This window comes from Streptomyces sp. NPDC002795 (genome assembly GCF_042888725.1).
Lineage (GTDB): Bacteria > Actinomycetota > Actinomycetes > Streptomycetales > Streptomycetaceae > Streptomyces.
Genome location: NZ_JBIAQB010000008.1, coordinates 365,031 through 387,153 on the forward strand (window position 1 = coordinate 365,031; position 22,123 = coordinate 387,153).

16 protein-coding genes are annotated in these 22,123 nt (G+C 68.2%); 9 read left to right on the forward strand and 7 right to left on the reverse strand.

Going from position 1 to position 22,123, the window contains the following annotated elements; all coding sequences use genetic code 11:
- Positions 1-4: 4 nt before the first annotated feature.
- From ACFYWS_RS25515 to ACFYWS_RS25535, 5 genes are read right to left on the reverse strand one after another with little or no spacing between them, the layout of a single operon-like run.
- Positions 5-1,618, reverse strand: a complete 1,614-nt coding sequence (locus tag ACFYWS_RS25515) for a family 43 glycosylhydrolase (protein ID WP_389280422.1) — start codon at positions 1,616-1,618, stop codon at positions 5-7.
- Positions 1,619-1,674: 56 nt separating this feature from the next.
- Positions 1,675-2,553, reverse strand: coding sequence for a carbohydrate ABC transporter permease (locus ACFYWS_RS25520; protein ID WP_389280423.1), 879 nt, complete (start codon positions 2,551-2,553; stop codon positions 1,675-1,677).
- A complete protein-coding gene (locus ACFYWS_RS25525) occupies positions 2,550-3,518 on the reverse strand; it encodes a carbohydrate ABC transporter permease (RefSeq protein WP_389280424.1) in 969 nt (322 codons plus the stop codon). The genes ACFYWS_RS25520 and ACFYWS_RS25525 overlap by 4 nt, the downstream gene beginning before the upstream one ends.
- Positions 3,515-4,843: an ABC transporter substrate-binding protein gene (locus ACFYWS_RS25530; RefSeq protein ID WP_389280425.1), complete on the reverse strand. Its 1,329-nt coding sequence runs from the start codon at positions 4,841-4,843 to the stop codon at positions 3,515-3,517. The genes ACFYWS_RS25525 and ACFYWS_RS25530 overlap by 4 nt, the downstream gene beginning before the upstream one ends.
- Complete coding sequence (locus ACFYWS_RS25535; RefSeq protein ID WP_389280426.1) at positions 4,836-7,211, reverse strand: beta-galactosidase; 2,376 nt, start codon at positions 7,209-7,211, stop codon at positions 4,836-4,838. Before ACFYWS_RS25535 ends, ACFYWS_RS25530 begins: the two co-directional genes overlap by 8 nt.
- Positions 7,212-7,357: 146 nt before the next feature.
- On the opposite strand from ACFYWS_RS25535, the gene ACFYWS_RS25540 reads away from it, so the two are divergent.
- A complete protein-coding gene (locus ACFYWS_RS25540; protein ID WP_389280427.1) occupies positions 7,358-8,080 on the forward strand; it encodes a FadR/GntR family transcriptional regulator in 723 nt (240 codons plus the stop codon).
- Positions 8,081-8,405: 325 nt separating this feature from the next.
- Positions 8,406-9,473 (forward strand): rhamnogalacturonan acetylesterase, encoded by a 1,068-nt coding sequence (locus ACFYWS_RS25545; protein WP_389280428.1) that lies wholly within the window; start codon positions 8,406-8,408, stop codon positions 9,471-9,473.
- A gap of 38 nt (positions 9,474-9,511) precedes the next feature.
- On the opposite strand, the gene ACFYWS_RS25550 is transcribed toward ACFYWS_RS25545, so the two are convergent.
- Positions 9,512-10,618 (reverse strand): substrate-binding domain-containing protein, encoded by a 1,107-nt coding sequence (locus tag ACFYWS_RS25550; protein ID WP_389280429.1) that lies wholly within the window; start codon positions 10,616-10,618, stop codon positions 9,512-9,514.
- Positions 10,615-10,974, reverse strand: coding sequence for a hypothetical protein (locus ACFYWS_RS25555; RefSeq protein ID WP_389280430.1), 360 nt, complete (start codon positions 10,972-10,974; stop codon positions 10,615-10,617). The genes ACFYWS_RS25550 and ACFYWS_RS25555 overlap by 4 nt, the downstream gene beginning before the upstream one ends.
- Positions 10,975-11,407: 433 nt before the next feature.
- Here ACFYWS_RS25555 and ACFYWS_RS25560 point away from each other — a divergent pair, with 433 nt between their 5' ends.
- The 7 genes from ACFYWS_RS25560 to ACFYWS_RS25590 all read left to right on the forward strand — a co-directional run bounded on the left by ACFYWS_RS25560 (position 11,408) and on the right by ACFYWS_RS25590 (position 22,092).
- Complete coding sequence (locus ACFYWS_RS25560; RefSeq protein ID WP_389280431.1) at positions 11,408-12,424, forward strand: hydroxyacid dehydrogenase; 1,017 nt, start codon at positions 11,408-11,410, stop codon at positions 12,422-12,424.
- A gap of 221 nt (positions 12,425-12,645) precedes the next feature.
- Entirely contained in the window at positions 12,646-13,500 is an 855-nt protein-coding gene (locus tag ACFYWS_RS25565; RefSeq protein ID WP_389280553.1) for an ABC transporter permease, read from the forward strand.
- A gap of 29 nt (positions 13,501-13,529) precedes the next feature.
- Complete coding sequence (locus tag ACFYWS_RS25570; protein ID WP_389280554.1) at positions 13,530-14,390, forward strand: carbohydrate ABC transporter permease; 861 nt, start codon at positions 13,530-13,532, stop codon at positions 14,388-14,390.
- 45 nt (positions 14,391-14,435) lie between these two features.
- A complete protein-coding gene (locus ACFYWS_RS25575; protein ID WP_389280432.1) occupies positions 14,436-16,085 on the forward strand; it encodes an extracellular solute-binding protein in 1,650 nt (549 codons plus the stop codon).
- A 40-nt stretch (positions 16,086-16,125) separates the two neighbouring features.
- A complete protein-coding gene (locus ACFYWS_RS25580; RefSeq protein WP_389280433.1) occupies positions 16,126-17,211 on the forward strand; it encodes a LacI family DNA-binding transcriptional regulator in 1,086 nt (361 codons plus the stop codon).
- Positions 17,208-19,199 carry a DUF2264 domain-containing protein gene (locus tag ACFYWS_RS25585; protein WP_389280434.1) on the forward strand — a complete coding sequence of 664 codons (1,992 nt, stop codon included), beginning with the start codon at positions 17,208-17,210 and terminating at the stop codon, positions 19,197-19,199. The genes ACFYWS_RS25580 and ACFYWS_RS25585 overlap by 4 nt, the downstream gene beginning before the upstream one ends.
- A 163-nt stretch (positions 19,200-19,362) precedes the next feature.
- Complete coding sequence (locus tag ACFYWS_RS25590; protein WP_389280435.1) at positions 19,363-22,092, forward strand: hypothetical protein; 2,730 nt, start codon at positions 19,363-19,365, stop codon at positions 22,090-22,092.
- Positions 22,093-22,123 lie beyond the last annotated feature (31 nt).

The window sequence follows — 22,123 nt, forward strand, 5'->3', positions numbered from 1 at the left end:
GTCTCTACGACCGCGTGAGGGCAAGGCCGTCCACCGACACGGTTCCGCCGTCCGCTGCCGCTGCTGCCTCGATCGTGATCGTGGCGGATCCCGACGGAAGTTTGACCCCCTCCAGCGAGGTCTTCGTCCAGCTGGAGCCGACATCACGGAGATCGAGCGTCGTCTCCCGTCCGCGCGAGTCGGTGATGCGCACGCGGGCCTTGTCCAGGCCGGTCGTCGTCTTCGCCGACAGTGTCAGTGTGTAGGTACCGCGGGGAACGGTGTTCTCCTGGGAGACACCACCGGCGAAGCCTGCGGGGTCGCCGAGCGTCAGTGCGTGACGTGTGCCGTTGCCTGCCGGCGTCGGGTTGGACACGAACCGGGTCGAGGGCGAGTCGTCATCCACGGTCGTGTTCCATCCGGTGACAGTGGTCACCGGTACGCGATCGGCCTCGAACTCCGGGTTCAGGATGAAGTTGTTGTCGATGCCCGTGGCCCAGCGACCGGAGCGGGCGTCGAGTCGCCAGGAGCTGAGGGAGTTGAAGACCGGGTCATCCTCGTCGAACGACATTGGGACCCACTGGTTGTATCCCGTTCCGTTCCACGCGAACTCTGCCCACCGGTCACCCGCGTACACCACCGTGTCGGTCTTCTTGCCCCGCACTGTGAAGAAGAATCCGGACTGAGAGACGTGACTGTAGTCCGCCTCCGTACCCTTCATGACGGTCTCCGGGCCGTAAGGGCCTTGCGGATCGTCTCCGACGGATCTGATGACGTGTGTCGCCGACGCGTTCCATCCATGCAGGTCGGAACTGGCTATGTAGTAATGGTCGTTGGCCTTGAACATCGCGTTGCCCTCGCGGCCGGCCTCGTTGTGAGCCACCTCGACAGCGGGCTCGACGCTCAGTGAGTCGGAGGGGGCGAGGCGCGATACGTAGGTGTGAGCACGGCCGCTCTGGTTGGAGAAGACGAGGTAGTCGCTGCCGTCGTCGTCGGTGAACACGGTCTGGTCGCCTGTGCCCTGGTAGAGCACGCCGGGGAGCTGTGTCTCCAGGTTGGCGTAGCTGAAGTCACCCGTGGGCGAATCGCTCTCGAGGAAGAGGACTCCCCCGTTCGTCTTTCCGTCCGTGTCCAACTTGGTGGACATCTGCGTCACGAGCACGTACTTACGTGTGGCCTCGTTGTACACCACCCCCATGCGGCCCACCCAGCTGGCATCGTCGAGGGAGCGCATACGCGAGAAGGCGTCTCCCTTCACGTCCTTCGACGGAGGAATGTTCAACTCCGTGGACCGGTTGGCGACTTCGTTCTTGAAGTCCCAGTTCACCAGGTCCTTGGAGGTGTAGACCTTGATCGAGGCGAAGGTCGACTTCGGGTGCTTCCGGGTGGGGGACTCCGCGTACGGGGCCGCCTCCTGGTACTGGACGCCGTACCAGTAGTAGGTGTCCCCGAACGTGAACACCCCGCCACCCTGGGAAGTGATCAGGTTCCCGTCGGTGTCCTTCCAGAAAGAGTCGTTCTGGATCGTCGGAACGTGACGAGACTCCCCCGGGGCCGCTGCGGCCACCGGCGAGGCCGAAGCCGAGCTGCCAGGTTCTGCCGCGACGAGCGCTGTCGCGGCGATCGCGACGACAGCCACGGCGTGAACGAGTTTTCGGATGAGATGCATTGATTCCGTCCCGTAGTTGAGGCGGGTCAGCTCTTGACCGCGCCGGCGGCCAGGCCTTCCAGGAGCTGCTTGCGCAGCAGGAAGAAGACCAGAAGGCTGGGGATGGCCGCGAGGATCGAGCCGGCCAGTACCAGGTCGTACTGTCGATTGGTCGCGCCGAACAGGGCCTGGATGCCCAGCGGGAGGGTGTAGTCGCCCGGGTCGCTCACGACCACCAGCGGCCAGATGAGGCTGTTGTAGCTGTTGAGGAACGACCACACACCCAAGGCGCCGAGGGCAGGCCGGAGCAGGGGCAGGACGATCCGACGGAACAGTCCGAACTCGGTGCAGCCATCGACACGGGCCGCGTCCAACAGCGCGTCCGGGATGGACTGTTCAGTGAACTGCCGCATCATGAAGATGCCGAATGCGGGTGCGACCCAGGGCACGACCAGCGCGAAGTAGGGCGTGGTCAGATGGGCTTTGGCGATCATGACGAACAGCGGGACGACGATCACCGCGAACGGTACGGCCAACGAGCTGAACATGATGTTGAACAGCACATTCTTGCCGCGGAAGCGGTACTTGGCGAAGGCGAACCCCGCAAGCGCACAGAGCAGTACGGCCGCGATGGTGGAGATGCCGGCCACCACCGTGCTGGTCAGCAGCCAGCTCCAGAAGGGATGGGCAGCGAGCAGCCCTCGGTAGTTGGCGAGTGTGCCGGGCGACGGCAGCAGGTCGGGCGGATAGCCGAAGATGTCACCACGGGACTTGAACGAGGAGGACAAGGCCCACAGCAGCGGGAGGGCGAACACCAGCAGCAGAGAGATCAGGAACATGTAGAGCAGAACTCGGCTCGCCCTTCGGCGGCCTTCCCGGGCAACGCGTATGCGCCGGTCGCCGGCCGTGATGTCACGTGTGGTCATCGGTCATCCCTTCCGACCCCCAGCAGGCGCATGGCCAGCTGACCGAGGGCGAACACGGCGACGAAGAGCAGCACGCCGGCAGCCGCCGCGTAGCCGAGCTGCTGGCGCTGGAATCCGGCGCGGAAGATGAACTGGGCCACGGACAGGGTGGATTCACCCGGCCCGCCCTGGGTGAGCAGGAACGGCTCCTCGAAGATCTGCACCGAACTGACGAGCACGGTGACCGCCACGAAGGCGGTGACGGGGCGCAGGCAGGGCAGAGTGACATTGCGGAATCGGCTGACCGGCCCGGCGCCGTCGATGGCCGCGGCCTCGTAGAGCTCCCTCGGGACGTTCTGCAGTCCGGCCAGGAAGAAGATGGTCAGGTAGCCGGTCCAGCGCCACAGCACGAGGATCACGACGGTGACTCGGGCCCAGCCCGGCGTACCCAGCCAGTCGATTCCCCCGAAGCCGAACACGGACTTCCCCACCGCGTTCAGTAGGCCGAACTCGTTGTCGAAGAACAGGCCGAACACCAAGGTGATGACGATCGGCGAGATGACCACCGGCATGAAGTACGTCAGCCGGAACAGATCCCGGCCGCGCAGGCCTCGGGCGTTCAGGGCTTGGGCGATGAGCAGCGCCCCGGGCATCACGACGCACATGGTGAAGACCACATACAAGGACGTGTTGCCGACGGCCGTCCAGAAACTGTGGTCGCCCAGCAGGTCCTGATAGTTGCGCAGGCCCACCCAGTGGGGTGTGCCCAGGCCTGCCCACTCGGTACAGCTGAGATACAGGCCCACCAGGACCGGGACCAGGAGGAACAGTCCGTACAGCAGGTAGAAGGGCGAGATGAACACGTAGGGAGCGAGGGCCCGTTGGTGGCGCATCCACCACGAGCGACGCTGCGTGCCACCGTTCGACGGCTCCACGGGACGGGATGTTCCGCGGGGCGCGGATCGGGTCTCGGGCGGTGCGGTCATCGCTTCACCTGCTGTCGGTAGGCTTTCAGACCGGCCCGGAGGGCTGCGGAGGGCGTGGTACGGCCCTTCAGCGCATCCAGGATCGGGCCACCCAGCACGTCGGTGAGAATGTGCATGCCTGCGGCCTGGTGGAAGACGGGGAGGTCGGCGGCTGCTGGGCCGTAGACGTCGAACGTCCGCTGCCCGCCGAGGTATTCGTCCTTGGAGGCGACGAGCTCGGGGTCCTTGTACAGCGGCTGGAGCGTGGGGAGGTAGCCGCCCACGCGGTAGCGGAGGATCTGCCCCTCCCTGCTCAGGTAGACGCGACGCAGAAGTTCCAGCGCGGCGACACTGTTGACCTTGTCCTTCAGTACGGCGAAGCCGGTGCCGCCCATGGTGGAGGCGATGTGCCCACCGCCGGCGAATCGGGGCAGGTTCGCGATCCGCCAACGTCCCTTCTGTTCGGGGACGTTGGTCTGCAACCCCGCCGAGTTGTACCAGTCGGGCATGGCGGTGGCAGCGAGCCGTCCGGACTTGAGGGCGGCGGCGCACGCACTGCTGTAGGGGTCCGGCAGGGCCAGAAGGGCACCGGAGCGCGCGCCGCGGGCCATGAACTCAAGGACATCGAGCGCCTCTGGCGAGTCCAGCGTCAGGTCGCCTTCGGCGTTGAACAGACCTCCGCCGCGCTGCAGCAGGAACTGCAGGAAGCCGTTGACGATCGAGCCGTTGTCACCGGTGGCGATCATGCCGACGCTCACCTGGTGATCGGTGTTCAACCGCTCGCCGTGCTCGAGGAACTCCTCCCAGGTGTCGACCTTCTCGGGAACCCGGTACTTCTCGAACAAGTCCTGCCGGTAGTAGAGCACTGTGATCGCGGCGCCGGATTCCAGGCCGTAGGGCACACCGTCAACGGTGTACGGATCCAGCTTGGACAAGTTGTCGCCGAACGGGCGAACCGTGTCGGTGAGGTCCACGAAGAGGTTCTGTGCGATGGACGCGTGCATCACACGGGGGAACTGGTCGACGTTCACGCCCACGAGATCCGGGGTGTTGCCGTCCGCGACGGCCTGGGCTATCAGCCGGGTGAGGATGTCGGCGGGAGCCGAACTGGTGACATCCAGACCGAAGTTGAAGCGGCTCCCGCGCATCAGGGTGTCGTCCTTGACGGCGGACTGAAAGGTCTTGATGTAGTCGGGGTCGTGTGTCCAGAACTTGATCCGCGCTCTTCCCGAACGCATCGGGGTGGCCGATGAAGTGCCGCACGCCGCGAGGGCGGGTGCGGCGAGCAGCCCGATTCCCGCACCGCCCGCGGCACGCAGAAGCCTTCTGCGACTGAGCTCAGGCATGGCCGTTCTCCTGCTGTCGCAGGGTGGTGCGAGGTACGGACACCAGCTCGGCGGATTCCACCGCGGCGCGACTGTGCGCGGCAGTGAGTCCTTCACGTACTGAACCGTCGACGTAGACGCGGGCTGCGGGGTCCAGCGGGAGGACACGGATCTCCACACCATGCCGCATCGCGGCGTCGGCGAAGCGCCGCAGTCCTATCTCCCAGTCCGGCCCGTACCAGAAGTGATCGGCGACGAGGTGTCCGTCGATGTAGGCGCGTGCCGCATCCCCGGTGTAGCGAAGACGCAGGAGGACATCACCGTCTCCGTCCAAGGCATTGGGCGGAATGGTGATGTGGTGGACGCCGGCCTTCTCGAAGTCCTCGTCCCGCGGCGCGGAGGCCCGGCCATGCGAGCCTCCGGTGCGGGCCGGCGGGGTGACCGCCTGAGCCTGTGTCACTTCAAGCCTGGGCTGCGGAAGCCGTGGTGCGGGGCTCAACGGCCATCGCGTGAAGACCCCGTCACCGTCCGCTTCCCCAACTCCGCTGCCGTACAGGCCTGTTGGTGCGGGAAGCAGGGCGATGGAGGGTGCTGGGGAGTTGATGTGCAGGCGCAGTTCGTTTCCGTCGGCGATCACCAGATCGTCACTGAGCACCAGCCGGTCCCGGCCGAAGACGTGCAGCCGGTTCAGTCGGAGCGCGTCGCTCTGGGACAACACCAGGACACGTGCGCTTCCGGCCGGTCCGGTCAGGTTCAGCAGGGCCGCGGTACCCGGCTCGTCGACGGTGACGAGCGTGGCGTCCGTGCCGTGACCGACCCGGGCCGGCCCTGTCACCTCCACGTCCGCGGGCAGGGCGATGGTGGCCGGGATCCCGTCGGTGGCCGCCAGCACGGTGAGTGTGGTGCCGTCCACGTCCAGGCGGGTCACGGGCTGGGCGGTGGCCCAGTCCAGGCTCAGTCCGCCTCCGAGGTCCAGGCCGATCGGCCACACGAAGTGCGCGCCGGAGGGTACGCGGATCGGCTGCTCCGGCAGCGTGACGGTATGGCTGCCGCCCAAGTGGACCCGGAATTGGACGCCTTCATGCTCGGGCAGTGTCTCGTGCGGCTGGTGGTTGTTGACGAAGAGGAACCCCTGGCCACCTGCCGATCGGACGGACCAGCGGAGCGTGGTGCGGTCGTCGAGCGAGGCGGGTTCCGTGTCGGGAAGCGACAGCGGCATCCGCGCCAGGTCCTGACCGTACGTGTGCAGCAGCAGATGTTGCAGTCGCAGCGCGTGGAAGGCAGGTCGGACCTGACCGTACTCCCCGAGCGGCGCCTGGAAGTCATAGGTCACCGTCGGCAGGTCGTTGGGGTAACCGGTGTCGTGGCTCTCCTGGTTGGGTTCCCTGAGGTCCAGGCGCTGTGAGGAGCCGTGGTACAGGTAGTAGCCCTGCCAGACCGATCCGCTGCCGAGCTTGGCCAGCGCCAACGAGGTGATGTCCTCGCCGGGCACGATCGGGCGGCGATGGTAGGCGATGGCCATGCCTCCGCCCACTTCGCAGGTGGCATACGGATAGCGGCGATCGTCCGGGCCGCTGCCGGTCGGCGCCGAGGAGCGCAGGTCGGCGCCGATGGCGTGATCGTCGCGGATCGGCGTGAAGAAGTAGTGGCGCCGCATCTCCCGGGTCCAGCCCTCGGACGCCTCTTCCCAGAACGCCTCCGGGTACCCGCCGTACAAGGGAAGCAGCACATCGCGAGGCAGATCGGCGGCGCCCCAGCCGGTCGCTGTCCACAACGGAGCTCGTATGCCGGCAACCTCGGCCATGCGCCGCAGGGTTGCGAGGTGTGCGGGCTGGTCGTAGAGCTCGTTCTCCACCTGGACCGCCACGATCGGCCCGCCGTCGTCGTGGAAGAGACCGCGCAATTCGTTGGAGATACGGCGGTAGTAGGGCTCGACCAATGCGAGGTAGGCCGGATCGTCGGTACGGGGCGTGCAGTCCACCCCGTCCAGCCAGTCCGGGAATCCTCCGTTGCGACACTCCCCGTGCGACCACGGGCCGATCCGCATCGCGACGGCCAGACCGACCTCACCGCACAATTTCACGAAACGACGCACGTCCAAGTCGCCGTCGAAACGGAATGTGCCCTGCTCATTCTCGTGCTGATTCCAGAACAGATAGGTGGCCAGCAGGTCGACGCCGCCTGCCTTGATCTTGAGTAGCTCCTCGCGCCACTCCCCAGCCGGGTAGCGACTGAAGTGGAATTCCCCCATCACCGGAATCCACGGTCGCCCGTTCCTGATCAGGCTCTGGCTGTCGACGGTCAACGAGGGCGGCGGAGCGGCCGGACTCCCCATGGGCAGGTGCCCCGACAGAATCACAGGAAGTTCTTGGGCATGCAGAGACAACATGACAGGCGGCTCCTGCGGCTGCGGCTCAATGAAGTGGGTTCATCGTGGGTGCACCCTGAAACCCTGTCAAGATGTATTGATAATTAATACGTGGCGCTAAAGTAGCCACCCTGGCACCTTCGTTGCTCAATCCGAGGAGAACCTGCATGGCGTCCTACACCGGCCGAGGAGTGCACGGACAGGTCGTCCACGCCCTCGGTTCCCGCATCGTCGGCGGCGACCTTTCCGAAGGCACCACTCTGGACTTGCGTGCTCTGGGCGACGAGCTCGAAGTCAGCATCACCGTCATGCGCGAGTCCATGAAGGTCCTCGCCGGAAAAGGGCTCATAGACGCACGTCAGAAGCGCGGCACCTTCGTAACGGAACGCAGGAACTGGAACCTTCTCGACCCGGACATCATCCGGTGGCAGGTCAACAGCGACGCCGGCCACCGACTCATGGGTGACCTCGCCGATGTCCGCTCCATCGTCGAGCCCGCCGCGGCCCACCGGGCAGCGCTCCACCGCACCGACGACGACCTCGACGCCCTGCAGGCCGCGCTCGACGCGATGGCCGAGGCCCACGCGCACTCCCCCGCGGACGCGGCCGCCGCCGACACGGCGTTCCACCGGGCCCTCCTCAATGCCACCGGCAATGAACTGCTTGCCCGTATGGACCTGCTCCTGGAGCCCGGACTGCGCGAACGCGATCGCGTCGTGCACTCACACCATGTCGATGACCCGGTCCCCAGCCATGGCGCCGTCCTGGACGCTGTCCGTGACCAGGACCCGGCCCGCGCCGAACTCGCCATGCTCGACCTCCTGGCGAAGGCCGTGCAGGACCTCGATCAGGTCACCCGCCACACCCCCGCACCCGGCGGAAAGTCTTGACGTAGCAGGGCGTCGCGCATCCAGGCACGCCTCAACAGAGCGCCGTACAGGCACTGTTGGGGCTCTGCGCGCTGAACCCGCGGACCGCGTCGAACGCTATGAAGCAGTCAGCCGGGTGTCAACCGATGCGGCCCGACTTCTGCGACTTGCTGAGCCAATTTGAACCGGGACATTGACGACTGCTCAGTTCTGAACCAAAGTGCATGCGCTGAGTGGAGAAGCCCCTACTCCGCCATCCCGCGCGATCCGTTGCTCGCACAGTGCACGTGAACATCGCATTCATGCAGGTCACTTGAGTCACCTCATGCATTCGAAGGGACCAGCCATGTCCGCAACACCTTCAATCCGCCGAGGCCTCCATGCCACGGCCTTGGTCAGCGTTGTCGTTGGACTGTCCACCCTTCTCACCGGCCCTGCCCATGCGGTGTCCGGCAACGGGCGGGCCCATGCCTTGCCGGACGGGTGCTCGGGCACGTCGCCCGTCGTCTGCCACTTCGACGTGCCTCCGGGCACGTACACCGTCTCCGCCCTGCTGGGCGGCAGCCAGGCGGGCAGCACGAGCGTCTCGGCGGAGACGCGGCGCAACATGCTCGCCGAGACCGCGACCGAGGCCGGCCACCCGGTGCGGCGCAGCTTCACGGTGGACGTACGCGAGCCCGAGGGCGAACCGACCGGAGCGTCCGGAAGCCCCGGCCTCGACCTGCGCTTCGAGGGAACGGCGCCACAGCTGTCCGCGCTGCAGGTCACCCCGGCCAGACGCACCCCGCAGATCCTGCTCGCCGGCGACTCCACCGTCTGCGACCAGAGCCTGTGGCCGTACACGGGCTGGGGCCAGGAGATTCCGCAGTTCCTGCGGAGCGGTGTCTCGGTGGCCAACTACGCCGATTCGGGCGAGTCTTCGCAGTCGTTCCTCGACAACCCGGTGCTCTTCGACGCGCTCGAGTCCCGCATCCGCCGGGGTGACCTCGTCCTGATCCAGCTCGCGCACAACGACAAGACCACGACCGCCGACGTGTACCGGGCCAACCTGACGGCGATGGCCAAGCGTGTCATCGCCCGGGGTGGAGAGCCGGTCTTCGTCACCCCGATCGTGCGTCGGCGCTTCAACAGCGACGGCACGCTGAACTCCGTGGCGCTCCATGTCATGACTGCGAACCTGCCGGTCGAAATGCGGGCCCTGGCCAAGGAGTTGGGCGTCCCGCTGGTGGATCTGACGGCGATGTCGAAGGACTTGGTGGAGGGGCTCGGCCCCGAGGGCTCCGCCGATCTCTACCTGACGAACGTCAACGGCGACAACACCCACACGTCCGAGTACGGCGCGACGCGCTTCGCTCGCTTGGTGCTGGACGGGTTGACCGCGCAGGGACTGGTGCCCGACCGGCTCGTACGGTGAGCGGCTGAGCGCGGGGCCGTTGGCCGGTGCGGAGAGGTTCAGCCCTCCCGCGGTGTGCCGCAGGAGGACCGGACGGTCAGTCGGGGCTGCATGAACAACTGCCGCACCGGCACCGCCGTCGGGTCCAGTGCCTCCAGGCGGTCGAGGAGCAGCCGTGCGGCCTGCTGCCCGATCTCGTGCTTGGGCGGCGCCACCGCGGTCAGCGGCACGTCGGCGAGGGCGGCGATCTCGTCGTCGTACGCGATGAGTGCCAGGTCACGCGGAGCCTCAAGGTGCTTCGACCGCATGCGCCGCATCAATTCGATCGCGTCATGGTCGGAGTGCACCAGAGCGGCTCGCACCCCGCCGACCACGCACTCCTCGATGAACCGGTCGTAGTGGCGCGCCGCCTCGTCCGAGCCGAGCGTGGGCCGCCCGCTGTCGACCACGGGCGCACCGGATTCGAGCCGCAGCCGGTCGACAGCCGCCGCATGCCCGTCGCGGATCAGGGCGGCGGTGGGACTGCCGTTGGTGAACAGACCCACCTTCGTGTGCCCGAGGTCGACGAGGTGCCGCACGGCGGTGAACGCACCCTGCCGGTGGTCCGTGGCCACGAACTCGCAGGCGGCGAAGGGGTCTTGGGGCTGCCGCTCGAGAAGGACGAACGGCAGCCCCGTGTCCTGAAGTTGGTCGAGTGTCTTCTCCGGGAGGTCGTGGCCACCCGGAGAGGCCACCAGCAGACCGGACGCACCGGAGTCGGCCAACTCCGCTATCCGCTGGGCGTCGCTCTCGCGCGTGTAGTCGGTGAGGCTGATCACGACCCGGGCGCCGCGCTCTGCTGCCACGGCCTGCACTCCGGCCACCACTCGCGGGTAGTAGTACGTCGCCGATGGGACGAGGAGACCGAGGGTCCGCTCCGGCGGGGGTTCCGCCGCGCGCGGCGCGGGCAACCGCCCTGCGCCGGCCTCGGGTTCCGGCGTGGCCAGCATCGCGCCGCCGCGCACCCGGCTCAGCTCACCCTCGTTCTCCAGGTCCAGGAGGTCCCGGCGCACCGTGGCCCGAGACACTCCGAGCCGCACGGCGAGCTCGACGACCTTCAGGCCGCCGGACGCACGCAGCTCGGTGAGAAGTCGCTCGCGTCGCTGGGCGACGAGCATGTCGGTCATGAGGTCCCCTCCGATGAACAGATCTTAACGATCCTAGAGGAGCGTGCTTCATGCTGCTCCGAGCTGGGACGTTCCGGCTGTACAACCAGCTCGTCGTCGTCCAGCTGCCGGGCCGCGTTCTCGTCGTCGACCAGGGGCACGCACTCCGTCATGACCTCGATGAGGCCGAAGACGGAGCTCAACGAGCCGACGTACAGGCTCGGTTCGGTCGGCCCCGTGAACTTTCCGTCGGCGAGGTTGTACGTGATCGATCCGCTCCGCACCCAGCCGTTGGGCAGGGCGGCGATGGTCTGGGCGCCATTGACCAGCTTCGTCCGGGCAATGGCCGCGCCGGTGGCGGCTGCTGACGTCAGCACGGATCTTCGACTGATCTGAACCACAGTTGTTCAACTCCCTTGCGACAGCGCCGAAGCGCCCAGCGAGTGACGACATGGGAAGCGTGGCGGCAGAACCGAACGGGTGGGGGCGTGCGCAACTGCGCGCGTACGTCGCCTACTTGACCGAGCAACGGTCGTCTCCCCCGACCATGCGGCCCCATGCTTACACCACGTGAAGCACCGAGACCAGAATTGAAGCAAAAGGCCGCGAACGCCGCCACCTGGCCACACTCTCCGGACCTTCAATGAATCAACTTGCTTGCCTGTGAAGAATATTGTCCAAACCGCAGGAGCCGTGCACAATGCAGATCGCCGCACAGCGGCCGCCTGAATCGTTCCACTCTCTGCTCGGACGTTCGGCCCCTCACTCGCGCACCGCGCCCCACGTACACGTCCTCCAAGAGGAGCAAAGTTGCCCGCCATACGATCCCCCCGCCCCCGTGCCGCGGTGGTGCTGGACCCCGCGCTCAAGCACGACGTCTTCGGCGCGACGACCTGGGCCGAGCTGACCGAGGCTGTCGACGTGGTGGCCGACTGCGCGGACGGACACGCGCTGAGCGTGCACCCTCGCCGCGGCGAGGTGGAGGTCCTGGTCAGTTCCTGGGGTATGCCACGCCTCACGGAAGACGTGCTGGCGGAACTTCCGGCTCTGCGCGTGGTCGCCCATGCCGCCGGGTCCATCCGCAAGCTGGTCAGCGACGCCGTCTGGTCCCGGGGCATCGTGGTCGTCTCGGCGGCCGAGGCGAACAACGAGCCGGTCGCCGAGTACGTCTACGCCCAGACCGTCCTCGCGCTCAAGAACGTCCACCGCCGCGCCCAGCGCATCAAGGCCGAGCTGGGGCTCCCTCCGCTCGACGACACCCCCGGCATCTACGGGCAGACGATCGGGCTGGTCTCCTTCGGCTCCACCGGCCGCAAGGTGGCCGAGCGCCTGCACCGCATCTCGGCAGATGTGGTGGCGTGGGACCCGCATGTGTCGGCCGAGACCTTTGCCCGGTCGAACGTCGCGATGGCCACGGACCTGAAGGACTTGTTCGCACGCTCCACCGTCCTGAGCGTCCACACGCCTTTGATACCGGGCCAGACGGAACGCCTGATCACGGGCGACCTCCTCCGACTCCTGCCGCAGGGCGCGACGCTCATCAACACGGCCCGCGGCGCCATCATCGACGAGGACGCCCTCGTGGACGTGCTGCGGGAGCGTCCGGACATGTACGCCGTGCTCGACGTGACCACCCACGAGCCGCTGCCCGCGTCCTCACCGCTGTACCCCCTCGCGAACGTCATGCTGACCGGACACGTCGCCGGGACCGTGAGCAGCGAGCGCCGCGCCATGGGGCGGCTCGTCGTCGAGGAGCTCCGCCGCGTCTCGCGAGGAGCCGCGCCCCTGCACGCCGTGTCGGCCAACGCCGCACTGCTGCGCGCCTGACCTCTGCCCCCTCAACTGCCCGCCCTGCCAGACCCATTGGCCCGTTGAAAACGTTTTAACCACCCGTTCACTCCACCCTCAGCCGAGGAGGCTCCGTGGCAGCACTGCTACGTGAGCGCCCCGGGAAAACGGCGCAACGGCGCCCTTCCCGCCAGCCGTCGGGCGCTCGGATCAAGCGAAAAGGTTTCCAGAGAAGGCGCACGTTCGCGCTGTCCCTGCTCATGTTCGTGGGCTTCTCCTACTTCCTGGTCTTCCACTACGGGGCCCTCGCCGGCAACCTCATCGCCTTCAAGGACTACGTGCCGTTCGACGGCATCTGGGGAAGCGCCTGGGTGGGCGGCGACAACTTCCAACGGATGTTCCAGGACAGCGAGTTCTGGCACGCCGTCGTCAACACCGTGGTCATCGCCGTCCTGCAGCTCGTCTTCTACTTCCCGGTGCCGCTCGCGCTGGCGCTGCTCCTGCACAGCCTGACGTCGAGTTCGATCCGCCGCTTCGTGCAGTCCGTCGCCTATCTGCCGCACTTCGTGTCGTGGGTGATCGTCGTCGCGCTGTTCCAGCAAGTCCTGGGCGACACCGGCATGTTGAACGGCTATCTGGGCGACATGGGCCTGCACACGGTCGACATCATCGGCAATCCCGAAGCCTTCAAGCCGCTCGTCGTGGCCGAGGTGATCTGGAAGGACGCGGGCTGGGGCACGATCATCTTCCTCGCCGCTCTCTCTCAGGTCGACGAGCAGCAGTACGAGGCCGCCGCCATCGACGGTGCGGGCCCCTGGCGCCGCTTCTGGCATGTCACGCTGCCCGCGATCCGTCCGGTCGTCATCCTCCTGCTGATCATGCGGCTCGGTGACATCCTCTCGGTCGGCTTCGAGCAGATGCTGCTGCAGCGTGACGCGGTCGGCCCGCAGGCCGCCGAGATCATCGACACGTTCGTCTACTTCCAGGGCATCGTCGGCGGCGACTACGGCTATGCCGCGGCGGCCGGCCTGTTCAAGGGCGTCATCGGTGCCGTGCTCGTGTACGCGGCCAACAAGGTGGCGCACCGTCTCGGCGAGCAGGGGGTCTACAAGTGAGTACGAGTACGCAGGCACGCCCGGGGTGGATGGAGAAGCCCAAGCCCCTCACCCAGGCCGGCAAGGCTGTCGCACTCGTCGTCGTAGTGGCGTTGGTGTGTGTCCCGTTCCTGACGATCCTGTCGACATCACTCGCCTCGCAACGCGAGGTGGTCGACAACGGCGGCTGGGTGCTGTGGCCGCAGCACCCGACCCTCGACGCCTACCGCGACATCCTGGACGGCGGCATCGTCACGCACGCGCTGGGGGTGAGCATCGGTGTCACCCTCGTCGGCACCCTGCTCAGTCTCGCCTGCACCATCTTCCTCGCGTACGCGCTCTCGCGTCCTCAGGTGTACGGAAGCAAGCCCGTCCTGCTCCTGGTGCTGTTCACGTTCCTGTTTCCGCCGGGCATGATCCCCAGCTTCCTCGTGGTGAAGGAACTCGGCCTGCTCGACAGCTACGCCTCGTTGGTCCTGCCCGTCCTGGTGAACGTCTTCAATCTCGTCGTCCTGCGCGGCTTCTTCCAGGGCATCCCCGAGGAACTGTTCGAGGCCGCCCGTCTCGACGGCGCCGGTGACATGCGCGTCCTGTGGTCCATCGTGCTGCCGCTGTCCAAGGCCGCGCTCGCTGTCGTCGGACTGTTCTACGCGGTGGCGTACTGGAACTCCTGGTTCTACGCCTCGCTGTACATGGAGAACGACCACTGGCCGCTCCAACAGGTGCTGCGCACCTACGTGGTGGCAGGTGAGGGCCTGACCGACACGACCACGGGCGAGGGGAACGTCACCGCGCCGCAGACGGTGCAGATGGCCGTCCTGGTGATCGCCACCGTGCCGATCCTGATCGTCTACCCCTTCCTTCAGAAGTACTTCACCAAGGGCGTCCTCACCGGCGCCATCAAGAGCTGAGCTCCGCTCCCGTTCACACGCCCGCACTCGAAAGGTCGATCAGCCATGTCCAGAGTCTCCAGGCGCACCGTGCTGCGCACCATTGCCGTGGCAGGTGCAGCCACGGCCGCCTCGCCCCTGCTGTCCGCCTGCTCCGACTCATCCGGCGGCAGCGATGTCTCCAACGCGGGCAAGAAGCTCGCCCCGTGGCCCGCCTACAAGGCGGCGTCCGGCGCCAAGCCGGACCTCGCCCCGACCGAGGCGGGCGTCCAGGCCGGCTACACCCGCTACCCCTCCGACCTGACCTCGTCGGTCAAGCGGACACCGGGGGACGGCAGCACCATCAAGGTCATGTCCGTCACCTTCGGTACGCCCCCGAAGGCAGCCGCGCAGAACCAGTACTGGCGCGCGGTGGAGAAGGCGCTCGGAATCAAGATCGAGTACACGGTCATTCCGCAGGCCGACTACCAGAAGAAGATGGCCACGGTCATGGCCGGCGAAGCCGAGGCTCTGCCGGACATCATCAACATCTTCTCCGGCTATGTCCTGCCCCGCGAGGCCCAGTTCGTGCAGAAGCGGGCCCAGGACCTCACCCCGTACCTGTCCGGGGACTCGATTCACGACTACCCGAACCTGGCGGGAATCCCCGAGCACGCCTGGCGCGACATGGGCCGCATCGGCGGGCAGATCTACGGCATCCCGCTGGAGCGTCCGCTGACCGGTTCGACCCTCTGGCTGAACCAGAGCGTCTTCGACGACGCCGGGATGAAGGCGGGCTGGTCGTCCGACGACTTCGCCGCCGTCGCCAAGAAGGCCACGCAAGGCAAGAAGTACGCGCTGGGCGCCGCCATCGGCTCGAACTTCTGCAACGCCGTCCACTCCGCGGCGCACAACGCCCCACAGGGCTGGGCCGCCGACAAGAGCGGTGACTTCCGCTCCAACTACGCCGACGACCGGTTCCGCCAGGCGATCGCCTACCAGGCGCAGCTCCGCAAGGCCGGTTCGTACCACCCGGACGCGACGTCCCTGTCCTCGCCCGACCTCAACACGCTGTTCCTCAACGGGACCGTCGCCTCCATGCAGAACGGCTTCGGGGCGTACACCACCCTGTACCCGGACTCCAAGGGACTGCTCACGCCGACTCCGGCGCTGCCCTACACCGTGGACGGCGAGCCCGGTGGCCAGGTGGCCGCCCGGCGCTCCTTCGGCTACACGATCCTCAAGAAGGCCAAGAAGGAGCGCATCCAGATGCTGCTCCGCGTCCTCGACTACCTGGCGTCGCCCTTCGGTACGAAGGAGTGGGAGCTGCTGCAGTTCGGCGTCGAGGGAGTGCACTTCGAGCGGGCGAAGGACGGCACGCCGCAGCGCAACAAGCTCGGCGAGGTGGAGAACATCACCAACCTGCCGCTGCGTTACCTGGCCGAGGGCCCGCAGGTGTTGTTCGTGCCCGGCCGCCCCGAGGCGGTCCGCGCCCTGCACGCCTGGCAGGAGAAGGTCGTCCCGGTCACCATCCGCAACGCGTCCTTCGGGCTCGTCTCCCGCACGGACGTGGCCCAGGGCGCCACGCTGCGCGCGCTGATGGACGACACCATCACCGCGGTCATCGCGGGCCGCTCTTCCCTGTCCGACTACGACGCCGCGGTGAAGAAGTGGCGCGGTCGCGGGGGCGACCGGATCGCGGAGGAGTTCGCGAAGGAACAGGCCGCCAACAGCTGAGGCGGCGTGACAACGAACCATCGAGCAAAGGGAGTCGGGCATGGCGGCAAGGGGACGGGTCACCATCCGAGAGGTGGCACAACGGGCAGGAGTGTCGCCCGCGACCGTCTCGCGGGTCCTCAGTGGCAACTACCCGGTGCCGCCTGGCACGCGCACCCGGGTGCTGCGGGCCGCGCAGTCCCTGGACTATGTCGCCGCCGCCCACGCACGCGCTCTCGTGGGCGGCGGCCGCAACACGGTCGCCGTCATCCTGCGCCAGGTGACCAACCCGTTCTACGCGCAGGTAGCCGAGGGCGTCGAGGCCGAGGCCGCGGACCACGGCCGGCTGTGCCTGGTCAGCAGCACCGGCGGGAGTGCGCACCGGGAGATGGAGCTCGTGCAGTTGATGCGCGAGGAGGGCGCGGGCCTGGTGATCCTCGTGGGCGGCATCATCGAGGACGACGCGTACCGGAAGCGGGTCGCGCGCTACGCCCAGGCGCTCGACGCGGCAGGCTCACGTCTCGCCCTGTGCGGACGCCCCTCCCCGGACCCCGAACTCCCCCTGTTTGCTGTGGAGTTCGACAACGAGGCCGGCGCCCGCGCCATCACCAGCCACCTGATATCGGCGGGCCACCGGCGGATCGTGTTCCTGGGCGGGCTGCCCGGGAACACCGCGCTCGACGCCCGGGTGGCCGGATACCGCGCCGCGCTGGCCGCACACGGCCTGGAACCCGAAGCAGCCGATGTCATCGACTGCGGTCTGGGCCGCAGCCGCGGCTATCACGCCATGTCCCAACTTCTGGGCGAGCGCGCGGACTTCACCGCCGTCGTCGCAGGAGACGACATGGTCGCCGCGGGCGCGCTGCGCGCCGTCACCGACGCGGGCCTGCGCGTGCCGGACGACCTCTCCGTCGTCGGCTACAACGACATCCCGCTCGCCCAGGACTTCAACCCGCCCCTGACCACCGTGCGCACCCCCGCGGAGGAACTGGGCCGCGCCGCCGTGCGGCTGGCCCTGCGCGCCGAGGACGACCCGGCCACCGCCACCCGCCACGTCCTGGGCACGCACATCGTCGTACGGCACAGCGTGGGTGCCCCGACACCCCACCGGTCGCCGCGCATCCCTGGAGGTCTCACCCCAGCATGACCGCACCCCAACTCCCCCTCACACGCGCGGCGTTGCTCGCGCCGGACGCAGTCCTCTCGCCGTACACGGGCTATACCCGCTCGCACTGGGAGGCCGCCGCCGACCGACTGCTCGCCGGTCTTCTCCCTTACGCCACACCGCACTTCGCCCAGTTCCGGCTGCCCGGCCGCACGGGCCACGCGGGGGCGTGGTCGGACGGTCTGGAGGGCTACGCCCGATCGTTCCTCCTGGCCGCGTGCCGCATCGCGGGTGCCGCAGGGCGCGACGCCCCCGGCAGCAGCCTGATCAGTGACCTGCTCGAACGGTACGCGTCAGGCCTGGCGGCGGGCACCGACCCGCACCACCCCGAGCACTGGCCACCGATCGCCGACGGCTCGCAGTCCATGGTCGAGGCCGCGTCCATCGCCATCGCGTTGCACGAGACCCGGCCGTGGCTGTGGGAGCACCTCGACGAACGCGTACGGCACAACACCGCGGTGTGGCTGGGCGGTTTCGTCGGTGCCAGAGCCAACGACTCCAACTGGCGACTCTTCCAGGTCGTGGTGGAGGAGTTCCTCGCCTCGGTCGACGCCCCGCACAGCCGGGCCGAGATCGACGCAGGGCTGGCGCGCCTGGAGGACTGGTACCGGGGAGACGGCTGGTACACGGACGGCGCCGGCCGGAAGTTCGACTACTACAACGCCCTGGCGCTGCACCTGTATCCGGCCCTGTGGGCGCGGATCGCCGGACCGCGCGCGGATGCCGGGCTGGTGGCCGTGCACCGTGAGCGTCTGCGCGCGTTCGTCGGCGTACACCAGCACTTCTTCGGTGCCGACGGCGCGCCGGTCCACCAGGGCAGGTCCCTGACGTACCGATATGCCACCGCGGCACCCTTGTGGGTGGCTGCCCTGGCCGACGCCAATCCCCTGTCTCCGGGCCGTACTCGACGTCTGGCGTCCGGGGCGCTCAAACACTTCGCCGACCGTGGGGTTCCTGGCGAGGACGGCCTGCTCACGTTGGGGTGGTACGGGCCCTATCTGCCTGTCACTCAGGCCTATTCGGGGCCGGCGTCCCCGTACTGGGCGAGCAAGGCCTTCCTGGGGCTGCTGTTGGCGGCCGACCACCCGGTGTGGACGGCGGAGGAGGAACCGGGACCGGTCGACAGCGAAGACCAAGTGGTGTCGCTGCCCGCCCCGGGCTGGCTGCTGCACTCCACGGCCGCCGACGGAATCGTGCGCCTGGTCAACCACGGAAGCGACCGGCAGCCGCCGCCTCCTTCGACGCTCCCCGAAAGCCCGCACTACACGCGGTTCGCCTACTCCAGCGCCACCGCCCCGCAGACCCCGCCCGACGATGTGCCCGCGGTCGCGGACAACCACATCTGGGCCGAGTCGGCCGCCGACACCGCGACGCGCCGTCGCCGGATCCACCCGCTGCACTGCCAGGGCGATCGCGCCGCATCGTGGCACAGCGCCGCCACGCTCGCCGATGACACCGATGCGGTCATCAGCACGGTCAGCGTGGTCCATGGCCCCTGGGAAATGCGCCTGCACCGCGTCGAGACCGAGCACCCTGTCACGATCCGCGAGAGCGGGTGGGCGGTGGCCGACGACCATCCCGTGGTGGCCGGAGAGACCGGTGACGGTTGGGCGCTGGCCCGCCGCTCCGACGGCCTGACCACGGTCGTAGCCGGGCTGTTGGGCTGGGAGAGCGCAGGACGGCCGGACGCGGCAGGCATCGTTCGCGGCGAGGGGCTCAACGCCTTCGGGCGGCATTCGGCAGTCCCGCTGCTCACCACGTCCGCAGTGGGCGTACGGATGCTGGTCACGCTGGTCGTCCTCACCAGTGATCCCGCCGTCCGCGACGACCCGCAGGCCCTTCACCGCGGCGCACGTGCCGAGACCGGAGAGGGGCAGGAACTGGTGCTGACGTTTCCCGACGGCGCCCAGCGTCATGTCACGCCGGACCTGCTGGTGCTCTCCGAGGGCGGCAACGCACCGCCCGCGTAAGCGGAACACCCTGACAGCGACTCCCTGACCGCGCTTCGTCCGGCAGACGGCCGGCTCCGCCCTCGCTTCGCCGGAGCCTGCTGTCGGCATGCGCGCGTCCCGGCTCTCGCCGTTCGCTCCCCCGCCCTCACCCACGTAGATCAGAACCCACCGGAGGCCGCTCATGTCCGAGGCATCCCCGCTCAACCGCCGCACCTTCCTCAGCGGCGCCTCGATCGCCGCGACCGCTCTCGCCCTCGGCCCAGGCGGCCGGGCGTCGGCAGCCGACACACCACGTTCCGCATCAGCCGCGTCGTCGAGCGATGCCGCTCAGGGGGTGGACCTGCACTGGCTGGACGGCCGGCCCGCCGCCACCACCGGTACTGCCTGGGGCGTCCCCTGGCCCCAGGGCAAGGTCGCGGCCGACACCAGGTTCGCGCTCCAGGACGACGACAACGACCAGGTGCCGGTGCAGTCCTGGCCGCTGGCGTATTGGCCGGACGGCACGCTGAAGTGGACCGGCCACGCCGTGTCCTCCACCGCCCTCGCCGACGGCTGCCACCTGGCCCCGGGGACACCGGCCGCCCCGAAGCAGCCGGTGACGGCGAAGCGCAGCGGGGACGAGATCCGGCTGGCCAACGGTGTCGTGGACATCCGCATCGCGCGCGGCGGCCCCGTGGCCATCCGGTCGATCGCCCGCGGCGGCCGGGCCACCGCGCACGACGGCCGCTTGATACTGATGTTGCAGGACGGTCCTGAGGACACGGCCAACCCACGGCACACCGCGTGGAGCGGCGTCGTCGAGGAGGCCGAGATCGAGCAGTCAGGGCCGGTGCGTGCCGTGGTCAGACTGACCGGCCGGTACCGGAAGGACTCGTCTTCGCGCCACGGCAGTGGCAGCCGGGCGATCCTGCCCTGGACGCTGCGCGTGTACCTGGGTGCCGGGGACGAGTCGCTGCGGGTGATGCACCAGTTCGTCTGGGACGGGAAGGCGTCGAGCGACTTCATCCGGGGTCTTGGGCTCCAGCTGTCCGTGCCGATGAGTGACCAGCCGTACAACCGGCACATCCGCTTCGCCGGTCCGGACAAGGGTGTGTGGAGCGAGGCGGTCCTCGGGCTGACCGGGCTGCGCCGTGACCCGGGCGAGGCGGTGCGGTCGGCCCAGATCGCGGGCACCGAGACACCGCCGGTGTCGGAATGGGCATCCACCGTGCAGGCGGGCTGGAAGGACCTTCCTCAGTGGGGCGACTTCAGTCTGGTGCAGCACTCGGCCACGCAGTGCGCGGTGTGGAAGCGCACATCGCGGAAGGCCGCCTGGCTGAAGCACGCGGGCTTCGCCGACCGCGCGCCCGGGTTCGGGTACGTCGGCGGGGTCAGCGGCGGTCTTGGCTTCGGGCTGCGGGACTTCTGGCAGCAGTTTCCGCGCGCCTTCGACATCCGTGACGCGGCCAAGGACACGGCGACGGTCACCCTGTGGTCCTGGTCGCCGCACGCCGAGCCGATGGACCTTCGTGCCTACGACGAGGCCAGCCATGGACTCGATCTCGCCTACGAGGACGACCGCTACGGCTTCGGCATGTCCACCGGTATGGCCCGCTCCACGGACATGCAGCTGTGGGCGCTCGACTCCACGCCGTCCCGCGACGACGTGGCGACCCTCGCCACCACTCTCGCCCGCCCCCAGCTGGTCGCCGACCCGAAGACGTACCACGGTGTCGACGTGTTCGGCCGGTGGAGCCTGCCCGACCGCAGCACCCCGGCCCGCAAGCAGCTAGAGGACTCGATCGCCGGCAGCGTCGAGTTCTACACCGAGCAGGTCAAGCAGCGTCAGTGGTACGGGTTCTGGGACTACGGCGACATCATGCACACCTACGACAGCGACCGGCACACCTGGCGTTACGACGTCGGCGGTTTCGCCTGGGACAACGCCGAACTCGGCTCGGACGCGGCGCTGTGGTACCAGTTCCTGAGAACGGGAGACCCGCAGACGTTCCACCTCGCGCGGGCGATGACCCGGCATGTGACCGAGACGGACACCATCCACACCGGACCGTTCGCCGGGCTCGGTTCTCGACACGACGTGCAGCACTTCGCCGACGGCGGCAAGGAACCCCGCGTCTCCGAGGCCTACACCAAGCGCTTCATGTACTACCTCACCGCCGACGAGTTCGTAGGCGACGCCATGCGCGTACCGCTGAAACTGGACTCGACCCTGCTGAAGTACCCGCCGCTGCGCGACTACCTCGACGCTCCCGCAGGTGTTCCGACCGTGATTCGGCTCGGCCCCGACTGGTACGCCCTCGTCAGCAACTGGCTCACCGAATGGGAGCGCACCGGCGACAACAAGTGGCGCGACCGCATCGTCACCGGCATGCGGGACATCGCCAAGCTCCCGGCCGGCCTGTTCACCGGCCAGCAAGGGGGCGCCGTCGGCTACGACCCCGCCACCGGCCACATCAGCGATCTCAAGCTCGGCGGCGACTGGGGCAAGGTGAACCTGTCCATGGTCTTCTGCGGCGAACAGATCATGTGGGAGACCACGGACCTGATCGACGTACCCGAGTTCCGGGCGAAGCTGGTCGAGTTCTGCCGCTACGTGCAGGCGCCGGCCTCCGAGATCACCGACCACTTCGGCTTCAAGTTCAGCACCGGCGCCCCCGGGGTCTTCTACTCGCGGATGACGGCCTGGGCGGGCGAGCAGACCAAGGAACCGGCCGTGCAGCAGCGCGGTTGGGACACGTTCCGCAACGACGGCGGGGGCAAGGCCTGGCCCGACCCCGTACACGTCGACGGGTCCGCGGTGTTCAGCAAGGTCGACGAGCTGCCCCAGGCCGACTTCGGCACCAACGGCGTCGCGCAGAACATCCTGGCGACCATCGCCCTGCTCGCCGTCGCCCCGGACCAGGCTCCGTGACCGCACACCGACAGCTCTCCGCGACACCGGG